This window comes from Luteimonas sp. RC10 (assembly GCF_014192745.1).
In the GTDB taxonomy this organism is placed as follows: Bacteria; Pseudomonadota; Gammaproteobacteria; order Xanthomonadales; family Xanthomonadaceae; genus Luteimonas.
Genome location: NZ_JACHYJ010000001.1, coordinates 599,634 through 618,607, shown reverse-complemented (window position 1 = coordinate 618,607; position 18,974 = coordinate 599,634). Strand labels below are relative to the sequence as shown.

The 18,974-nt window shown below is 68.1% G+C and carries 17 protein-coding genes; 3 read left to right on the top strand and 14 right to left on the bottom strand.

Annotated elements, in window-relative coordinates; genetic code table 11:
* Window positions 1-31 precede the first annotated feature (31 nt).
* From FHW73_RS02735 to FHW73_RS02710, 6 genes are all read right to left on the bottom strand, one after another.
* Window positions 32-181 (bottom strand): hypothetical protein, encoded by a 150-nt coding sequence (locus tag FHW73_RS02735; protein WP_183425156.1) that lies wholly within the window; start codon window positions 179-181, stop codon window positions 32-34.
* 133 nt (window positions 182-314) lie between these two features.
* Window positions 315-653, bottom strand: coding sequence for a hypothetical protein (locus tag FHW73_RS02730; RefSeq protein ID WP_183425155.1), 339 nt, complete (start codon window positions 651-653; stop codon window positions 315-317).
* Window positions 654-999: 346 nt separating this feature from the next.
* Window positions 1,000-1,869: a hypothetical protein gene (locus FHW73_RS17545; RefSeq protein ID WP_183425154.1), complete on the bottom strand. Its 870-nt coding sequence runs from the start codon at window positions 1,867-1,869 to the stop codon at window positions 1,000-1,002.
* Window positions 1,866-3,239, bottom strand: a complete 1,374-nt coding sequence (locus FHW73_RS02720) for a radical SAM protein (RefSeq protein WP_183425153.1) — start codon at window positions 3,237-3,239, stop codon at window positions 1,866-1,868. Before FHW73_RS02720 ends, FHW73_RS17545 begins: the two co-directional genes overlap by 4 nt.
* A gap of 172 nt (window positions 3,240-3,411) precedes the next feature.
* A complete protein-coding gene (locus FHW73_RS02715) occupies window positions 3,412-3,609 on the bottom strand; it encodes a hypothetical protein (protein WP_183425152.1) in 198 nt (65 codons plus the stop codon).
* A gap of 347 nt (window positions 3,610-3,956) precedes the next feature.
* Entirely contained in the window at window positions 3,957-4,952 is a 996-nt protein-coding gene (locus FHW73_RS02710) for a DUF4349 domain-containing protein (RefSeq protein WP_183425151.1), read from the bottom strand.
* A 189-nt stretch (window positions 4,953-5,141) separates the two neighbouring features.
* On the opposite strand from FHW73_RS02710, the gene FHW73_RS02705 reads away from it, so the two are divergent.
* The gene (locus FHW73_RS02705; RefSeq protein ID WP_183425366.1) at window positions 5,142-7,235 is read left to right on the top strand and encodes a S9 family peptidase; all 2,094 of its coding nucleotides are present in this window, start codon (window positions 5,142-5,144) and stop codon (window positions 7,233-7,235) included.
* A 120-nt stretch (window positions 7,236-7,355) separates the two neighbouring features.
* Here FHW73_RS02705 and ligD read toward each other — a convergent pair whose 3' ends face one another.
* Window positions 7,356-9,959: a DNA ligase D gene (gene ligD / locus FHW73_RS02700; protein ID WP_183425150.1), complete on the bottom strand. Its 2,604-nt coding sequence runs from the start codon at window positions 9,957-9,959 to the stop codon at window positions 7,356-7,358.
* 4 nt (window positions 9,960-9,963) lie between these two features.
* Complete coding sequence (locus tag FHW73_RS02695) at window positions 9,964-10,884, bottom strand: Ku protein (RefSeq protein ID WP_183425149.1); 921 nt, start codon at window positions 10,882-10,884, stop codon at window positions 9,964-9,966.
* 268 nt (window positions 10,885-11,152) lie between these two features.
* Here FHW73_RS02695 and FHW73_RS02690 point away from each other — a divergent pair, with 268 nt between their 5' ends.
* Window positions 11,153-11,350 (top strand): hypothetical protein, encoded by a 198-nt coding sequence (locus FHW73_RS02690; RefSeq protein ID WP_183425382.1) that lies wholly within the window; start codon window positions 11,153-11,155, stop codon window positions 11,348-11,350.
* Between the two features lie 145 nt (window positions 11,351-11,495).
* A complete protein-coding gene (locus FHW73_RS02685; protein ID WP_183425148.1) occupies window positions 11,496-13,673 on the top strand; it encodes a glycoside hydrolase family 3 N-terminal domain-containing protein in 2,178 nt (725 codons plus the stop codon).
* A 68-nt stretch (window positions 13,674-13,741) separates the two neighbouring features.
* Here the strand turns inward: FHW73_RS02685 and FHW73_RS02680 are convergent, their stop codons facing one another.
* From FHW73_RS02680 to FHW73_RS02655, 6 genes are all read right to left on the bottom strand, one after another.
* Window positions 13,742-14,137 carry a DUF6165 family protein gene (locus FHW73_RS02680; protein ID WP_183425147.1) on the bottom strand — a complete coding sequence of 132 codons (396 nt, stop codon included), beginning with the start codon at window positions 14,135-14,137 and terminating at the stop codon, window positions 13,742-13,744.
* Window positions 14,138-14,170: 33 nt separating this feature from the next.
* Complete coding sequence (locus FHW73_RS02675; protein ID WP_255492550.1) at window positions 14,171-14,935, bottom strand: N-acetylmuramoyl-L-alanine amidase; 765 nt, start codon at window positions 14,933-14,935, stop codon at window positions 14,171-14,173.
* A 67-nt stretch (window positions 14,936-15,002) separates the two neighbouring features.
* The gene (locus FHW73_RS02670; RefSeq protein ID WP_183425145.1) at window positions 15,003-15,260 is read right to left on the bottom strand and encodes a hypothetical protein; all 258 of its coding nucleotides are present in this window, start codon (window positions 15,258-15,260) and stop codon (window positions 15,003-15,005) included.
* Window positions 15,261-15,307: 47 nt separating this feature from the next.
* On the bottom strand, window positions 15,308-15,568 hold the full coding sequence (locus FHW73_RS02665; RefSeq protein ID WP_183425144.1) for a hypothetical protein: 261 nt from the start codon (window positions 15,566-15,568) through the stop codon (window positions 15,308-15,310).
* Window positions 15,569-15,624: 56 nt separating this feature from the next.
* Window positions 15,625-17,490 carry a S8 family peptidase gene (locus FHW73_RS02660; RefSeq protein WP_183425143.1) on the bottom strand — a complete coding sequence of 622 codons (1,866 nt, stop codon included), beginning with the start codon at window positions 17,488-17,490 and terminating at the stop codon, window positions 15,625-15,627.
* A gap of 68 nt (window positions 17,491-17,558) precedes the next feature.
* The coding region (locus FHW73_RS02655) for a YadA-like family protein (RefSeq protein WP_183425142.1) at window positions 17,559-18,974 on the bottom strand (1,416 nt) is incomplete at its 5' end.

Sequence of the window (18,974 nt, the reverse complement as noted above, 5' to 3'; positions counted from 1 at the left end):
GAGTCTTCGGCGTGAGAAAAGCCCTAGGGCTTTACAGCCAATCGCAGCGCGAGACTTCGCAGGTAATCGCGTCTTCCTGGCGCTCAGCCACCTGCACCAAGCTGTCGAGCGAACTGACGATCGACGAACCGACCTGCATCAGGTTACCGATCTGGTCAGCGACCATAACTGCCTCATTCATCTATCTTCTCCTTGATAATCCATGCGCCCACCATGGGCGCAAGGCATAATTACGTTGCATGAAGAAAAAGTCAATCCGGCGGGTTTATCGATCCCTCCTAACCCGAGCTCATAAATGAACTCTCTGCCTGAGATCAATCGATGTTTAATCGCTCAACCTGATCGCCAAAATCTCCCCTGTACTGCGCGCCGTGGCACTTCTCCTCCATGCGATCGCGCTCTTGCTTGGTGCAAGGTTCTTTCAACGCGCCCACGGCCCCCAGCAGATGGCTGGCCAGGGCGGAACGAAATGCCAGCCCGTGCTGGACTGACTTGCCGGTCGGCGCCCAAGCGCGATCGAATCGCGTGGGAGCGGGTGGCGGCGCCCCCGATCGCTCCCATGGGAGCCGGGAACGCTCTTCGCTCGACTCAATAGCGATCTTCTCGCGAAGCGAAAGATCGATCACTTTCGCCGCACGCGAGTCAACGAACACGGCCTCAAGCGCAGGTTCCTTTGACGCCGATGCAGCTTCACGATGCGGTTGCCTTTCCGTCGTTTGAGTGGGGCGACGCGGCTGCTCTTGCACCGCCTCAACATCAGGCGAGCGTGGCTCCGCTCCTGCACTGCGGGGCCGCTCCAACCAATAGACCATTTGTAGCGGCTGACTCGACCGCGGCACATCCGGCGTGCCAGGGCCTGACAACAGCCAATTCACCACGGCCAAGTGAAGCGCAAGCGTTGCAGAGATCGCTGCAACGCGGCCGGGAGCGACGCTAGAAGCTGGCCTGTGACGCTTCATGCCAAGGTGCACTGCACGCTGTCCAGTTTCTGCACGCCGCTCATTTTGACTGCGCCATCTGCGGAGACGCCGCGACCAGGCTGTTGAGAAGAAGCCATGCGCTCGGATTGGCAGATATCTGTTGCTCGAGGATGCCCCCGACTGCGTCCGTGAGAAAACGTAGCCCTTCTGCGCCCTTGACGCCCGCGTCGATCGCTAAGGGCTCATCGACTTCAATCGAAATCTGATCGACAGTGAGCCTGCACTGTGCAGGGAGTAACACAGCCCGTGTCTTCATCGCGATGCTCAACATCGCCGATGCCATCGACCTGGGGCGACCAAACATCGCATATGGCAACGCGCCCCGCCCCCGGTAGACGAAATCCGGATAGGTGCAAAACACACCACCGTGAGCCAGCACGTCCATGATCTGTTTGACGCCCTGCATGCCCTGGCTCGCAAACAAAGGCGCGGGTTCTATCCACGGGTAGTGCGACGCATCCACACCCTCTCCAAAAAAGATGACCTGGCGGCCCGGGAAGCACTCAGAAACCACACGGATCGCGTCAGACGTGCACATTTGCATGGGCATTATCGTCAGCACGGGGCGATCTCTGACTTCTTCAAGCCATTGCGATCCCAGCACGTCGATGACGCGCTCAGAGGCGATCGATCCCAGCCTCCACCTCGCCTCTCGCGCCACGCAGGACAGTTGATGCCGATAGACGTCCGCCAGCGCCGCTGGCCGACTGTCGTTGACCAGTGAGAGCGCGGCACGCACAACGTCGTTCTCTGGATAGTGGGGATCATCAGCAAGCGCTTGCGCTGCCTCCTCAATCACCGAGATAGTCAGCGATGAAAGAAGACTGCGACCCGCCGGCTGGCCAAGGAGGCGGCTCCAACTCGAGAAAGCATCGAGTGCTGCGCTCACCGGGTCGCCACCGACGCCATGTAGCGTAGTATCCGCGAGGGGTCGGCTGATAAGTCCTGCGCAATCGACTTGTAAGCGTATTGGGCCATCGCGCAGTGGAGCAACGACCGATCCGTCAAATCGCTTCCGTAGGCGAGGCATGTGCCTCCACACAGTGAATACCAAGGGCAGGCGTTGCACGGCGCCGCTTCTGAAAGATCCCGAGAGCGGAGCGCTTCAAAGCCGGGCCCGGCCCGGACGGTGGCAAGGTCCACCTCATCAACGTTCCCAGCCTCACCGCACGGATGGGAACGGTCAATGCAGTCGCAGCCCTGCCACACGCCGTCTGCGGTAATAGAAGCCAGCTCCCGACCTGCCCCGCACTTAGGTCGCAGGCACATATAAGCCCCGGAGCCGTAAAGGAAGTTGTAGAGATACTTCAACACCGGACGCACGGCGAAGCCATCGAAGTCGCCTGCAAGAGCCCCTTGGTAAAGATTTCTCCAAGCCATCATCAAGCTGCCCACATCGAACGAGAAGGCGGAATCAGCACCGGTCGCGCCGCGACCGGAGGGCTGGAATAGTGTCCAGTCCCACGCTCTGATGCGTAGACTCTTGATGTAGTGCGCAACCTCGACAAGATGCTTCACATTCGCCGAGGTCACGGTCGAGATCGCGCCGCAAGAGGCGACGAATTCAGGCCAAGCCTCGATGTGCTTTTGCATGATGGCGTGACTACCGCCGCCTCGATGCGTAACTCTGTATGTGTCATTGACCGCAGGCGGACCATCAATTGAGATGCCCCACGCGATGCCGTGGTCGACAGAGAACTGCACGATGCGCGCGTTGAGCTTGGTGAGATTGGTCTGCCCACCGAAAGCGACCGCTACGCCAAGGGCTTTCGCTTCGCTTTCGGCAAACTCAACCAGGCCCTCAATGAGCGGCCACACCAATGTCGGCTCGCCGCCATGCAGAATGATCCGCAGCTTGCCGCCGCACATGCGGAGCGCCTGAGCAATAGCCCGCTCAAACGACGTTTTATCCGCCACGGTTGCCTTGTGGATGGGATCGTAGTCATAGCAGTAAAGACACCCGAGATTGCAGGCGTTGGTGAGCTTTAGAATGAGCATTCCAAGCGGCGCGTCGGGCGAATCAACCAGCGGTTGACCCATGCCCGCATCCCTAAGCGACGCGCTGACCGCCGGGTCCTCGCCAGCGGCATGCGGATCAAGATATCGATTGATACGCGCAGCAGTTTCGCTGCTGGACAACAGCCATCGCCCAGTCATCCGGTCGATGACCAGGGTTTCGTCCTCAAGCTCAACGAGCTTGATGTCGCTCGCTCTTAGCGATTGTTCCTTGCGAAGAACTTGCAGTTGCTCGATGGACATTGTGGCTTCCCTGTCTTAAACAACGCTATCCATAGCTCGCGCGCCTAGTTGGCGCCCTTGGCAGCAACGAGGCCGCGTACTGGGGCGAGGCGTGTGAGACAAGTTTCCGTGCACGTCGAGAGAGCATCGCGACGCGCCAGATCCCCGGCTGATTGCAGCCGGGGAAGTACGCTTAGCCGAGCTGCTGCTCGCTGTCGCCGCAGAAGCGGTCCCACCACGCAGCCTGGCCGTGTGGACCTACCTGCAAGGACGACCCGGCGATCGAGTCGACAGTGCGAATGCCCGGGAGGACGTCGCCAGTAGCAACAGCTTCCAGAGGCAGCGCCCCATTGGCCGAAGCCATCATCGGTTCGGGCAAGAGCGTCTTCATAGGATTATCCTTTTCCATAGCTGCGAAGCGCAGCGTGCTGAACGCTATTTAACTCATCCTATGAAGTCAAGCGATGGCCCATTCCTTTCGATTTCTCCTCAAGGCCTGCTAAGTAGTTATCAAAGAAAGCCGAAGCGGTCGGGCGTGCTCGAGGCTGGCCCGCAACCGCTTGCTGCATCTGGACTGCGCACTACATCAAGCGCCTGACGATCCGCACTGCGCTCCACAGCTTCGCAAAGGCGCGTCAGTGCCCGCCAAGCATCGACTAACTACCAGGCCCAAGGCAGATCGACGGCACGTGGCTTGCGGTTTCTGCAAGGTGCCGAGTCCATTTCTCACGTCGAGCCTCAGCTCCGCGCTGCTGTCCTACGGCGACGCCACGCACGCCAGGCAATCGCGACGATGGCGACAAACAGCCACAGCGGCCAGAGCAGCGCCACCACGACGCCGGCGTCGAGCAGGCCCTGCCAGCCGCCGCGCAGCGCCTGGCCGATGCGCACGAAGAAGCCGGGACGCTGCTGGGCGAACACGGCGTCGGGGTCCACGCGTTCGCTGTGCCGGACCTGCGAGGGTTGATAGAGCGACAGGTCGATCGTCGCGAATGCGATCCGGTCCTCGACTTCGCGTTGCGTCACGCGGGCCTCGTCGCGAGCCGCAAGCGCGCGTTCGCGGGCGGCGAACGCGTCACCTTTGCGGTCCAGCCGGTCGCCGGTCTGCACTGCCTGGGCCAGCGATTGCTGCAGCTCCTGGCTGCGGGCGTACGCCAGTTGCTGGCGCAGCAGGTCGAACTGCACGTCGCGCGCATCGAAGTCGCGGCTGTCGAGGAAGGCCATCTGCTTGGCGAGCTCTCGCAGGAACGTCTGCGCGCGCTCGCTGGGCACACGCACGGTCAGCTCGCCTGCGGTGGTGTACTCGACCAGCTCCAGCAGCTTGCCGTCGCCGATGCGGTGCCGCTGCACGCCCTGGGTCTCGGACCGGATCCGGTTGGCAACCACGAAGCCGCCTTGCGCAGCGGCGAGATCTTCGATTGCGAGCGCGGAGCGGTAGACGTCGTCGACCGCGAATCGCGCCTGGGCGGTGCGGACGAAGCGGCGCGCGGGATCGGTCTGCGCCAGCGCGTCGGAGGCCATCTGCACGGCGGCATCGACACCCGCCTCGGGCGCGACAGGCCCGGCGCCCGCTGCCGGGGACGACATCGCATCGGCTTGCAGCGCCTCGGCCGGTGGCGGCGGGGCGTCGGCCGCGAACTCGGTGGCGGTCTCAGCCGACTGCTGCGCGCAGGCGGCCAGCAGCACGCAGAGCAGGCCGGTCGACAGCGGCCGGCGATGACGGAAGACAGGCATGGAGGTCTCCAGAAGGGGCGGGGTGCAGAGTCAACGCGCGAGGCCGAGCATCGGGGCTGACGGTGCGACGCACAAGCAGGCCTCGCCCCCTGCCATCGGTCACCCCTGTGCTTTAACGCGAAGCCAACATCTTTCAATCGCCGCCCCGCTAGCGTCATGCGCGACACATCCGTCACCTGGGGATCTCTGATGCGCCACCTGTTGCTCGCGACCGCGGTCGCGATGGGCCTTGCCGCCTGCGGCGACCGTCCGCCCACCGATACCACCGCCACGCCGGCCACCCCCACCGCCAAGCCGATCGCGCTGGACGATGTGGAACTGATTCCGCGCGATGCGCTGTTCGGCAATCCCGAGCGCGCCGGCGTGCAGCTCAGTCCTGACGGCCGGTACCTGAGCTGGCTCGCGCCGGTGGACGGCACGATGAACGTCTGGGTGGCGCCGGCCGACGATCCGGGCGCGGCGAAGGCGGTCACGCAGGATGCGGCGCGTGGGATCCGCAATTACTTCTGGTCCTATCAGCCCGGCACGTTGCTGTACCTGCGCGACACCGGTGGCGACGAGGACTTCCATCTGTTCGCCGTCGATATCGACAGCGGGCGCAGCCGCGACCTCACGCCGTTCCCCAAGACCACCGCGCAGGTCGTCGGCATCAGCCATCGCCATCCCGATGCATTGCTGGTGGGTATGAATGATCGCGACCCGCAATGGCACGACCTGTACCGCGTCGACCTGGGCAGCGGCGCGCGCACGCTCGTAGAGCGCAACGACGACCGCATCGGCGGCTACCTGGCCGATGCCGATTACACGCTGCGCTATGCCTCGCGCTCGCGCCCGGACGGCGGGATGGACCTGCTGCGCCGCGACGGCGACGGCTGGGCGACGATCGAGGACGTGCCGTTCGAGGACGTGCTCGGCACCGGGCCGGCCGGGCTGACTGACGACGGCGCGACCTTGTACATGCGCGATTCGCGCGAGCGCGACACCGCCGCGCTGTTCGCGGTCGACACCGCCAGCGGCGAGAAGCGGCTGGTGCACGAGGATGCACGCGCGGACGTCGGCGACGCCCTGTCCGACCCGCGCACCGGTGTCGTGCAGGCGGTCTCGGCGAACTACCTGCGCGAGGCCTGGACGGCGGTCGACGACCGCATCCGCGCCGATCTCGAGACGCTCGAAGCGATCGGCCCGGGCGAGGTCTCGATCAACAGCCGCACACTCGACGACCGCCACTGGCTGGTCGCCTACTCGGCCGCCGAATCGCCGGTCGTCTACTACCGCTACGACCGCCCGGCCGAGGGCGGCGCCGGCACGCTGACCCAGCTGTTCTCCGGACGCCCGGCACTCGAGGGCAAGCCGCTGGTGCCGATGTGGCCGCTGGAACTCAAGTCCCGCGACGGGCTGACGCTGGTCAGCTACCTCACCCTGCCCAAGCACGCCGACGCCGACAACGACGGCAAGGCCGACGCGCCGGTGCCGCTGGTGCTGCGCGTGCACGGTGGACCCTGGTCGCGCGACGGTTACGGCTTCAAGCCGACGGACCAATGGCTGGCCAACCGCGGCTACGCGGTGCTGAGCGTCAACTTCCGCGGCTCAACCGGCTTCGGCAAGCAGTTCACCAATGCCGGCAACGGCGAGTGGGCGGCCAAGATGCACGACGACCTGATCGACGCCGTGCAATGGGCGGTCGACAGCGGCGTGACCACCGCCGACAAGGTCGCGATCATGGGCGGCAGCTACGGCGGCTACGCGACGCTGGTCGGGCTGACGTTCACGCCCGATACCTTCGCCTGCGGCGTCGACATCGTCGGTCCGTCGAACCTCAACACCCTGCTGTCGACGGTGCCGCCGTACTGGGCGAGCTTCTTCGAGCAACTCGCCCGCCGCATGGGCGACCCGCGCACCGAAGCGGGCAAGGCCTGGCTGACCGAACGCTCGCCGCTGACCCGCGCCGATGCGATCACCAAGCCGCTGTTGATCGGACAGGGCGCCAACGATCCGCGGGTCAAGCAGGCCGAGAGCGACCAGATCGTCGAGGCAATGACCGCCAAGTCGATCCCGGTCACCTACGTGCTGTTCCCCGACGAAGGCCACGGCTTCGCGCGCCCGGAGAACAGCACCGCGTTCAACGCGGTCACCGAGGGCTTCCTGCAGACGTGTCTGGGCGGACGGGCGCAGCCGATCGGCGACGACTTCACAGGTTCGAGCATCACCGTGCCCACCGGCGCCGACCGCGTGCCGGGGCTGGCCGAGGCGCTGAAGACGCATACCCAGGACGTGCGCAAGTAAGGCCGGTTTGACGGCCCGTCGCCGCGTGCGCGGCGGCGGGCCGGACTGCCGAACACGCACCAAGGCATCGCGATTCGATGCGCCGTACAAACGCCAGCAACGTGCCGACCGCCGGCCCGATCAGCGCCGCTTGCTGCGGGCCGCGCCAGGCAAGGTCTGTCGCAGGGTCTCGAAGCCGTCCCAGGGATGTGTGCCGAGCCGCTTGAGGCGGGCCGGCGCATTACGCAGCGTCCATTGGTTGCCGGCCTTCACCCGGCCCAGCTCCTCCCAACGCAGCGGCATCGCAACCGGAGCACCGGCCCGCGCGCGCAGCGAGAACGACGCCACCGCCGTCGCGCCGCGGCCATTGCGCAGGTAGTCGACGAAGATCCGCTCCTTGCGGAACTTCTTGGTCGCCGTGGCGACGTAGGTCAGCGGCTCGAGCTGCGCCAGGCTCTGCGCGAAGGCCTGCGCGAAGGGCTTGACGACTGACCAGTCGCAGCCCGGATCGAGCGGCACCACCACGTGCAGGCCCTTGCCGCCGGAGGTACGCACGAACGATTCGAGGCCCACCTGCTGCAGCAATCCGCGGATCTGGCGCGCGGCCGCGACGATGTCGCGCCAGGCAATGCCCTCGCCGGGGTCGAGGTCGAAGACGATGCGGTCGGCGATATCGGGCGCCTTGGCATGCGCGCCCCAGGGATGGAATTCCAGCGCGTTGAACTGCACCAGCTCCAGGGCGGCCGCCGCGTCGTTGACGACGAGATAGTCGCCGGCGCTGCCCGATTCCTCCTTCAGTCGCACCGTCTCCACCAGTTGCATGCCGGCGGTGTGATGCTTCTGGAAGAAGCAGGCGCTGTCGATGCCGCCCGGGCAGCGGATCACCGACAGCGGTCGGCCGGCAATCTCGGGCAACAGCCACTCCATGACCGTTGTGTAGTACGCGGCGACATCGCCCTTGGTCAACGTATCGCCGGGAAACAGGACCTTGTCCGGACTCGACAGCGTCGGTGGCGCGCGCGAATCCGCGGCAGCCTTGCGGGGCGTCGCCCGCTTTGCGGCTGCGCCCACGCCCGCGGCGGCGCGCTTGCGAGCAGGCGTCTTGCTGCGGGTCTGCGTTGTCATCTCGTCGTCTCCTTCCGGGGCGCCGCGGTCGCTGTCGTGGAGGTCCTCGATCGACTTGTCGGGCCGGACCGCCTTGAGCGAGGGCTGGCGCAGCAGGCCATGGCCGCCGGTGCCGCGCGAGAACACCTCGACCACGAAGCGCGGCGCGAACCAGCGCGCGGCGCGCAGGTCGGTGTCGTTGGGCGGCACGTGGACCGTCGGGGCATCGCGCCCGGCCTTGCCGATGCGCTGGGCGATCTCGTCGAGCAACACGTCGCTGAAGCCCGAGCCCACGCGCCCGGCGTAGCGCCAGCCATGTTCGGGATCGGGACGGGCAAGCAACAGCGAGCCGAACCCGCTGCGGCTGCCCTTGGGCGGGGTGTAGCCGACCACTGCATATTCGTCGCTGGCCAGTTCCTTGGTCTTGCGCCAGTCGTCGCCGCGCCCGGGGCGATAGCCGCGGTCGCCGCGCTTGGAAATGATCCCCTCGAAGCCGGCCTGCGAGGCCAGCTCGATCGCCGTCGCCGCCTCGCCCTCGATGTGCGAACTCCAGGCCAGATGCGCTGGCGGCGGATCGCCGAGGATGCGCTGCAGCAGTGCCTTGCGCGCAAACAACGGCGCTTCGCTGATGTCGACCCCATCGACATGCAGCAGGTCGAACAGCACCAGCGCCAGCGCACCCTGGCGCTCGCCCGACAACGTCTGCTGCAACAGATTGAAGTCCGCGCGCGCGCCGCGCCCGGCGATCAGCTCGCCGTCGAACGCGGCCGAACGCAGGCCGAGCCGGGTCAGCGCCTCGGTGATCTCGGGCACCTTGGCGGTCCATTCGAGCGCGTTGCGCGACCACAGCCGCACCTTGCCGCGCGCGATCGTGACCAGCAGCCGGTAGCCGTCCCATTTGAGTTCGTGCAGCCAGGCCTCGCCGGTGGGGGCGCTCTCGCCGAGCCTGGCCAGCTGCGGCGCGAACGGGCCGTCGGGGGCGGCGGCGCGGCGGGCGCCGTCGAGCTTGCGTGCAGCCGCCGCCCAGTCGTGCTTGCGGCGCGTGGCGACCGCGACCTCGCGCTCGCCGCGCTTGCGTGCCTTGCCGGTACCGGCGCGCTTGGCGTCCTCGGGCGGTGGCGGCGTGATGTCGCCGAGCAGGTCGTCGGCATCCAGCTTGCCGGCGTACGCGTCCTTGTCCTTGAACAACAGCCATTGCTGTTGCCGGCCCGGCCGGGCCGTGCGCACCAGATGCCAGCGCCCCTTGAGCTTGCGGCCGAACAGCTCGAAACGCAGGTGGCCCTTGGCCAGCGCCTGCTCCGGGTCGCCGTCCGCGACCCACGCCCCGGTGTCGAACCTGGCCACGTGACCGCCGCCGTACTGGCCCTTTGGGATCTCGCCCTCGAAGCCGGCGTAGTCCAGCGGATGGTCTTCGACCTGCACCGCCATGCGCTTGACGTCGGGGTCGTAGCTCGGCCCCTTGGGCACCGCCCAACTGCGCAGCGCATCGCCCACCTGCAGGCGGAAGTCGTAGTGGCGACGGCTGGCATGGTGCAGCTGCACGACGAAGATCGCCCGCTTGCCGCGCGGCGCGGCCTTGCCCGGCTCCGGCTCGCGGGTCGCGTCGAACCTGCGCTTGCGGCGGTACTCGGCAAGAGTCATGGCGTCATGAGGCCTTGCGCACGGCCTTCTTCGCGGTCTTCTTCGCGGCCTTTGCAGTGCGCTTCTTCGCCGGTGCCTTCTTCCGGGCCGGGGTCTGCTTGCTCGCGGTCTTCTTGGCCGGCGTGCGCTTGTTGCTCTGCAGGCTCTGCTCGAGCAGCGAGACGAAGTCGACCACGTTGGTCGCCGCATCCTCGCGCGGCGCGGGCTCCTCGCTCACGCGCGTGGTGGCGCCCTTGGCCTTGATGCGCTTCTGGATGATCTGGGCCAACCGCTCGCGGAACTCGTCGTGATAACCCTCGGGGTCCCAGTCGGCCGACATCGATTCGATCAACTGCGTGGCCATCTGCACTTCCTTGTCGGCGATGCGGTACTTGGACGCATCGCCGGTGGGCAGCTTGTAGTCGTTGGGATCGACCAGCTCCTGCGGATAGCGCAGCAGCATGAGCACCAGCGCATCGTCCTCGGGCAGCACTGCGCACAGGTATTCGCGCGTGCGGATCACGACCCGCGCGATGCCGATCTTGCCGGTCTTCTTCAGCGTCTCGCGCAGCAGCACGTAGCCCTTCTCGGCTTTCTTGCCCGGCACCAGCACGTAGGGCTTCTCGTAGAAGCGTGTGCCGATGCTGCCGGCATCAACGAAGGCCTCGACATCCACCGACTCGTGCGACTCGGGCGCGGCCGAGGCGATGTCCTCCTTCTCGATGACGACATAGCTGCCCTTGTCGTACTCGAAAGCCTTGACGATCTCCTTCCACGGCACTTCCTCGCCGGTGTCGGCATTGACCCGCTCGAAGCGGATCGGCTTCTTGTCGCGCGAATCGAGCATGCGGAAGCTCAGATCGGTGCGGCGCTCGCCCGACATCAGCGACACCGGGATGTTGAGGAGGCCGAACGACAGCGAGCCGGACCAGATGGGACGTGCCATGGAATCTCCGATGCGCAGCGCAGCGCGAATGTGCGCGGCCTGCACGGCGTGGCGGGACGCGGTGCTCGCAGGCTGGCAAAGCACTCGTGGACCCCGCGTCAACCTCGCTGCCGCGCAGCTTGTGGTCGAGCAAGACACGACGGCGGACGGAAGCCTGCCGCCTCGAACCGCCGGGCCGCCCCAGGCGGCGACCGACCCTGCGCACCTGGAGCGCCCTGCACGCGGCGCTTTCACGCACAGTTGCGCCTGCCGGCGCACAGTGACGCGCATGAACCCAGACCACGACATCGACAAGACGCCCGACGAACGCGACCGTGCGCCGACCCCGGCCTCGCCGGAAGACGCGCGCGAACATCGTGGGCACCGCGAACGGCACGAAGAGAACACCCACGACGAGGCGCTGGAAGAGACCTTTCCGGCCAGCGATCCGGTCTCGCCGTTCGTGCCGGCACGCGATCCGGAGTGAGGGCGCAAGGGCACCCGGGGACCGCCGTGCGCAGGCCCGGCGGCCAGCACGTCGGCTGCGTGCCGGCCATTGGGGTCGACCCTACCCGCACGACGCGGCCAGGCCCCTATAATCGCCGGCTGTAATCGTTTACACAGGATCGACGATGCGTCTTGACGACCGGCTGGAAGCGCTGCTCGCCCGTATGACCGTGGAGGAGAAGGTGGGCCAGCTCGGCATCTTCGCCGACATGCTGCGGCCGTTCGCCGCCGACGTGAATCCGGAGATGAACGAGCTCAACGCCGGCGAACTGCGCGAGCGCATCCGGGCCGGACATGTCGGTGCGGTCTTCAATGGCGTGGGCGCCGCCCAGGGGCGCGAGGCGCAGCGCATCGCGGTGGAGGAAAGCCGGCTCGGCATCCCGCTGCTGATGGGCGCCGATGTGATCCACGGCATGCGCACGGTGTTCCCGATTCCGCTGGGCGAAGCGGCGAGCTTCGAGCCTGAACTGGCCCGGCGCACAGCACGCGCGGCCGCGATCGAGGCCACCGCCTGCGGCCTGCACTGGACCTTCGCCCCGACGCTCGACATCGCCCGCGACCAGCGCTGGGGCCGCGTGGCCGAGGCTGCCGGCGAGGACGTGGTGCTGGCCAACGCCTTCGCGGCGGCGCGCGTGCGCGGCTTTCAGGGCGACGATCTGACCGCCGACGACGCCCTGCTGGCGAGCCCCAAGCACTTCGTCGGCTACGGCGCGGTGATGGGCGGGCTGGACTACAACAGCGTCGAGATCTCCGAAGGCACGCTGCGCGACGTCCATCTGCCGCCGTTCAAGGCCGCGATCGATGCCGGCGCGCTGACGGTCATGAGTGCGTTCAACGACATCAACGGCGTGCCGGCCTCGGCGCACGATGGGCTGCTGACCGACCTGCTGCGCGGCGAATGGAAGTTCGGCGGCTTCGTGGTCTCCGACTACACCGCCGATTTCGAGCTGGTCGCGCACGGCTTCGCCGCCGACGACCGTGAGGCGACCAAGCTGGCGTTCACCGCCGGGGTCGACATGAGCATGCAGAGCGGGCTCTACGCCGCGCACCTGCCGGACCTGGTCGCCAGTGGCGAGGTGTCGATGGCGACACTCGACGAGGGCGTGCGCCGGGTGTTCGCGGTCAAGCAGGCGATCGGCCTGTTCGACAATCCCTACCGCTCGCTCGACCCCGAGACCGAGGCCGCGCTCGATCCGCAGGCGCTGCACGGCGCGCTGGCGCGCGAGGCCGCGCAGCGTTCGATCGTGCTGCTCAAGAACGAGGGCGACCTGCTGCCGCTGAAGAAGGCCGGGCAGAAGATCGCGCTGATCGGGCCCTACGCGCGCGACCGCGACAACATCGAGGGCTGCTGGACCCTGTTCGGCGACAAGCGCCTGCACGTGAACCTCGAGGACGGCCTGCGCGCTGCGCTCGACGACGGCGATGCGCTGACGGTGGTCGACGGCAGCGGAATGGAGAACGCGCTCGACGGCGGCCTCGACGCCGCGGTCGCGGCCGCGCGCGACGCCGATGTCGTGCTGCTGGCGATCGGCGAACCGCAGAACTACAGTGGCGAGGCGCAGTCGCGCACGCAGATCGTGATCCCGCCCGCGCAGCAGGCGCTGGCCGAGGCGGTCGCCGCGACCGGCACGCCGATCGTCGTGCTGCTGCGCCATGGCCGCGCGCTCGCACTGCACGGCGCGGTGCGCGATGCGCAGGCGATCCTGGCGACGTGGTTCCTCGGCAGTGCGACCGGCCCTGCGATCGCCGATGTGCTATTCGGCGACTACAACCCGTCCGCGCGCCTGCCGGTGAGCTTTCCGCGCGACTCGGGCCAACAGCCGCTGTACTACAACCGGCAGCGCACCGGCCGCCCCGAACTGCCGGAGATGAGCGAGTTCAAGAGCCGTTGGCGCGAGATGCCGCACAGCCCGCTGTACCCGTTCGGCCACGGGCTGTCGTACACCCGCTTCGCGTACGGCCCGGTGCAGTTGTCGACCGACACGCTCGACTGGGACGGCACGCTGACCGTCTCTGCGACGCTGCGCAACACCGGCGATCGCGCGGGCGAGGAAGTCGTGCAGCTGTACATCCACGACCGCGTCGCCAGTCGCGTGCGCCCGATCCGTGAGCTCAAGGCCTTCCGCAAGGTTGCGCTCGCTCCGGGGGAGGAGACCACGGTCGCGTTCGAACTGCATCGCGACCAGCTCGCCTTCACCACCCGCAGCGGCGCCTTCGCCGCCGAGCCGGGGCTGTTCGACGTGTGGATCGCACCGCATTGCGAGGCCGGCGAGGCGGCGCAGTTCACGCTGCGCGGGGCGTAGACCGGGGCAGCGGGCGCCCGCGCCCGGATCATGGCCGCAGTCGCGCGCGCGGCGGCGGCTTGCGCCCCTCAGTCCGCGTCGGCGGCGTACTGCTTCTCTTCGATGAAGCCGGCGCCGGCCAGGCGATTGATCGCGTTCTTGAGCTCGACGCGGGCATGGTTGGTCGTGGCGACGGCGCGCGCGAGGCGGATGAACTCGTCGTCGAAGGTCTGGCTGCGCTCGCGGTCGCGCAGGCCGTCCTGGATGTCCCACATCGTCGTGTTGACCGCCTTGAGCTCGGCCTTCAGCGATGCGAAGCCGGGATCGCCCGCCTCGACGCCGCGCCACGGTGACAGCAGCGCCTCGAGTTCTGTGCGCACATGCGCGAGCTTGTCGGCATCGTCGAGCCGCTCGGCCTTGATCTCGAGGATGGTGATCTTGTCGGCGAGTTCGCCGACCGATACCGGGGTCATCACTGCGCCCACATCTGTCTCCTCGTCGCGGGAAAGCCGGTCATTCTAGTCGCGTGCCGGCTGCGCAGCCCCGCGTGTGGCCGGGATCGTCCAGCCCTGGATCAGCGCGTACAGGATGCGGCGGTCTTCGTCGTCGAGCGCACCGGTCGCCTGGGCGCGGAAGCGCAGCCGGAACGCGCGCGCGGTCGCATCGGGGTCGTCGGTCGAATAGCCCAGCGTGCGCAGCGCCTGCAGCGCATCGAAGCCCGGCGGCGCCGGCGGTGTGCCGTCCTGCGGCCAGACGCCGTAGCCGTGTTCGGCGAGCCGGCGCCAGGGGAAATGCACGCCCGGGTCGATCTTGCGCGTGGGCGCGAGGTCGGAGTGGCCGATGACGTTCTCCGGCGCGATCCGCCAGCGTGTGCGCAGGTCCTCGAGCAACACCAGCAGGCTCTCGATCAAGGGCTCGGCGAACGGCTCGCGGCCGTTGTTGTCGAGTTCGATGCCGATCGAGGCCGAATTGACGTCGGTGATCGCGCCCCAGCGGCCGGCACCGGCGTGCCAGGCGCGGTCGAGGTCGGACACCAGCTGGTAGCGCTCGCCACGTTTGCCGATCAAGTAGTGCGCGCTGACCCGGCCGCCGCTGTTGGCGGTGCGCAGCGTGTCGAGACTGCGTTCGACCGAGTCCTGCTCGGTGTAGTGCAGCACCACCAGCACCGGCCGGCGCGCATCGGCGTTGGCCGACGGCACCCAGGTGGCGAGAGGATTGCGCGGGGCCTGGTGGGCGCAGGCCGACAGCAGCAGCGCGGCGACGAGGAGAGAAAGGAGGCGCATCGCCGCATTGCACCCGTTCGGCACCGCGGGCGCAACCCGGGCGCCTGCGCAGGGCATCCGAACGCGCTCAGCGATCGAGCAGCACGCGGACCAGGGCGCCTTCTGGCAGGCGTTCGACGCGCAGCTCGTACCAGCAGCGGTCGCGGGCGAGCCGCTCGCACTTCCACGACAGGAAATCGAGCGACCAGGTGAGGGGCGAGGCGCCGCTGCGTTCCAGGAACTGCGCCAGCGGAAACACCGCCTCCTGGCGACGGTCCTCGCGCAGCGACCACGCCGTCCAGTGCAGCAGCCAGTCGTAGTCGGCCTGGGGAACCTCAGGGTGCATCGGGGATGTCTCGCTGTCGATCGGGTGTCACCTGCATGGCGTCGTCGTCAGGCATGCGGCGGGCGTTCGCGGACGATGCGCACCCCTTCGGTGCCGCCGGGCAGCGTGTGCGTCTGGAGTTCGTACCACTCGCCGGTGCGGATCAATCTGTCACTGGCCCAGGACACGAACGCGAACGCCCAGTCCTGCTCCGCCATGCCGCTGCGGTGCACGAACACGTCGAGCGGCAGATCCAGCCGCTCGCCTTGTGGGCACGGTTCCCAACCGGGCAGTCCGGCCATCCAGTCGAACGTGGTACAGGGCGGCATGAGAAAGCGCACCCGCCCGCATCGCCGTGGGCGATGCGGGCGGGCACCTGGGACCTCTACTGGCGCGCGACCAGGGTCAGGCCCGCGTACGTGCCGGTGAGGCGGATGTAGTACTTGCCTGCCTGCGGCGCAGTGAAGCGGACGGTCTCGGTATTGCTCTTGGCACGCGTTGAGAACGCGTCCCGGTCGGTGGCAGTCGGGACTCGGCCCCGGGCGACATGCATCGACACATCGCCGGTACCGCCGAAGGTCATGAAGGTCAGCACCGCGCCGGCGGTCGCCTCGAACGTGTAGAGCGCGTCCTCGGCCCCCGCCGACAGGCCGCGCAGTTCGACCTTGTTGGCCAGCGGCACTTCCAGCGGCGCGCAGTCGCTGGTGCATGGCGGCTGCGTGGCGCGATGCAGCAGCTGGGCCGCATCCAGAATGCCCGCCCCCATCGGCGTGTTGGTGGGAATCGCCGCCGGAAACGGCCGCGCGGTGCGGCGCAGCAGGTCGCGCATGTCGCTCCAGTTCAATGGCGTTTCGACGACGCTCTGCACCATCGCCGCAGCCGCGGCCACATGCGGCGAGGCCATCGAGGTACCGGTGTAGCCGCCCAGGACCCAGTCGCTGGTCGGGCGCGTGGTGCCGGCATTGAGGACCTGGAAGATGTAGCCATTCGGATCGCCATCGACATCGCCGCCACCACCCGGTGCCGACAGGTCGACCCGGGGGCCCCAGCTGGAATAACTGGTCTTGCCCCCGGTGACGCGGGTCGCGCCCACCGAGATGACGCCGGTGCACGAACTCATCGTGTAGGTGCCGGCATTGGCATTGGAATTGCCGGCGGCCACGACGATGATCGAACCTTGCGCGTTGATCTTGTCGATGGCGTCCTGGTACAGCGCCGGGCACGCCTGCGGGCCGGTGCTGCCCAGGCTCATGTTGATGACCTCGGCCGGATTGGGATTGGCGGGCACGCCCTCGACCGGCAGGCCGGCGGCCCACATCATGCCGTCGGCGATGTCGCTACCGTAGCCGCCGCACGAGCCGAGCACGCGCACCGGTACGACCTTGGCACCGTGGGCGAGGCCAGCCAGACCGGCGCCGTTGTTGGTCTGCTGGGCGATCGTGCCGGCGACGTGGCTGCCGTGCCAGGAGCTGTCGCGCGGCGCATTGCCCTGCGCGCCCAGCGCGGTGCAGTAGTTGGCCTCGACCCAATCGCCCACGTCCCAGCCACCGGCCACGCGTGCATCGGTGTCGCGGCGGGAAATGCGCCGGTCGCTGATCATGTCGTAGCCAGGCAGGACGTTGACCGCGAGATCGGGGTGGTTTTCGACGATGCCGGTATCGACCACCGCGACCACGACGCCTTCGCCGGTGGAGATATCCCAGGCCTGCTCGGCGCGCACGCCGCCGGTCGGGTCCTTGAAGTTCCACTGGAAGCGCGCGTACTCGGGATCGTTGGGCACGGCGGCCGGCATCGCCGTCGGTGCACGCGCCACATCGGCACGCTGATAGAGGCGGTCGACCTCGACCCGGAGCACGCCGGGCTCGGCGGACAGCTCACGGATGAAGCTCGCGCGCTCGGACTCGGTCATCGCGCGTGAGGCCTGCACCACATGCCAGCCCGGTGCGGCCATGCTGCGCAGCACACGCGCGGTGGCGGCCGGGCGGGCGGCCGAGGTCGCGGTCGCGGCGACCGCGCTCGACAGGCCGGCGCGGCGGACGCTGGTCGTCAGCGCGCTGCCCAGGGCGGCGCGGCCCTGGGCCGCCGGCTGGCTGGTCTTGACGACGAAACGCTGCCCCGCGGTCGCAGCGGCTTGCGTCTCGCCGGCGAGGTCGCGGGTCACGCTGCGGTCGAGGCGAGGGCCTGCGGCCTGCGCGCCGCCGGTCAGCAGGATGGCGGCGATCGCCGCACCGAGGGTGGTCTGGATACGCATGGAACGTGTCTCCGTCGAAGAATGGGATGTCGCGAGGGACGGCGGCGTCGGCCGACGCCGCCGCGGTGTCATAGGTCGATGCCGAAACCGAAGCCGGCGGATTTCTCGTCGCCGCTGAACGCGCCGCCGAGACTGAAGGACGCGCGCTCGCCGACCCGCTTGGCATAGCCGATCGACAGCGCCTGCTCGCCGCTCTGGAAGCCGGCGCCCACCGCCACGCGTCCACGCGGGCTCTGCGTGCCGGCCGCGTTGGTGGCCATGTTGAGCATCGCCGCGCTCATCGCGCCCTGCCGGTCCATGCGCCGGTCGACGTCACTGAAACGACGCTCGACATCGCCGCGGTAGGCATCGAACTGGTCGCCCCACGCCGCCAGACGCTGGTCGGTGTAGGCCTTGGATGAGGCGACCGCCTGGGTGGCGGTGGTGTCGGCATAGGCCTTGGCCTCGGTGACGCCCGCGCGGACCTGGGCGACATTGGCGGCATCGGTCGCCTGGGTGCCGGCGGCGACGTTGGCGATCTGCCGCTCGGCGCCCACGCTGCCGACCGACACCGTCTGGGCGCGGTCGGCGACCGAACCCTGGCCGAGGGCGACCGCACCCTGCGCGGTGACGCTGGCCCCCTGGCCGAGTGCCGTGCCCGAGGCCGCGGTGACCGAGGCGCTTTCGCCCACCGCCACGGCGTTGGTCGCCTCGGCGGAGATGCGACTGTTGGCGCCGACCGCGGTGCTGCCGTCGGCATGCACCTGGGCGTTGCCACCGACGGCCGTGTCGTTGGGGCCGTGCGCATAGGCGTCGCCGCCCAGCGCCACGCCATTGTTGCCATTGGCCGCGGCACCGCCGCCGACTGCCACCGCATTGGTATCGGCGCCCACCGTGGCCGGCGCATCACCACCGACCGCGACGCGGTCGTTGGTGCCCTGGTTGCTGTCGATCACCGTCTCGACCGACCCGACGCGGGTCTTGAGCTGGCTGATCTGCACGTCGAGCGCAGCGAAGGTCGCGCCGATCGAGGCGTACTGTGTGCCCTGCACGGCGTAGCTTGGCGCCGCCAGCGTGCCGAACGCCGTGACTGCGGCGGCGCCGCCCAGGATGTCGGCCATGCTCTGCAGGCCGCCGTGCAACTGCGCGCCATTGATCGCCTGCGTGCTGTCGGCCGACACCGCGCCTGCGGCCAGGTTCGACAGCACCGTGCCGTCGGCACCAGCCAGCGAGATGCGCGTCTTGTCGACGTCATCGTAGGCCACCGCGTTCTCCGCGATGCCGGCCACATCGCCGATGCGTGTGTCCAGGTCGTCCACGCGACCTTCGACCGCGGTCACGCGCGTGTTCGTCTCGAACAGCTGGCTGCCGTTCACTGCATCGGTGCTGTCTTCGCTGAGGTCGCCCGCAGCGACGTTGGTGATCACCGTGCCGTCGGCACCAGCCAGCGAGATGCGCGTCTTGTCGGCGTCGTCGTAGGCCACCGCGTTCTGCGCGATACCGGC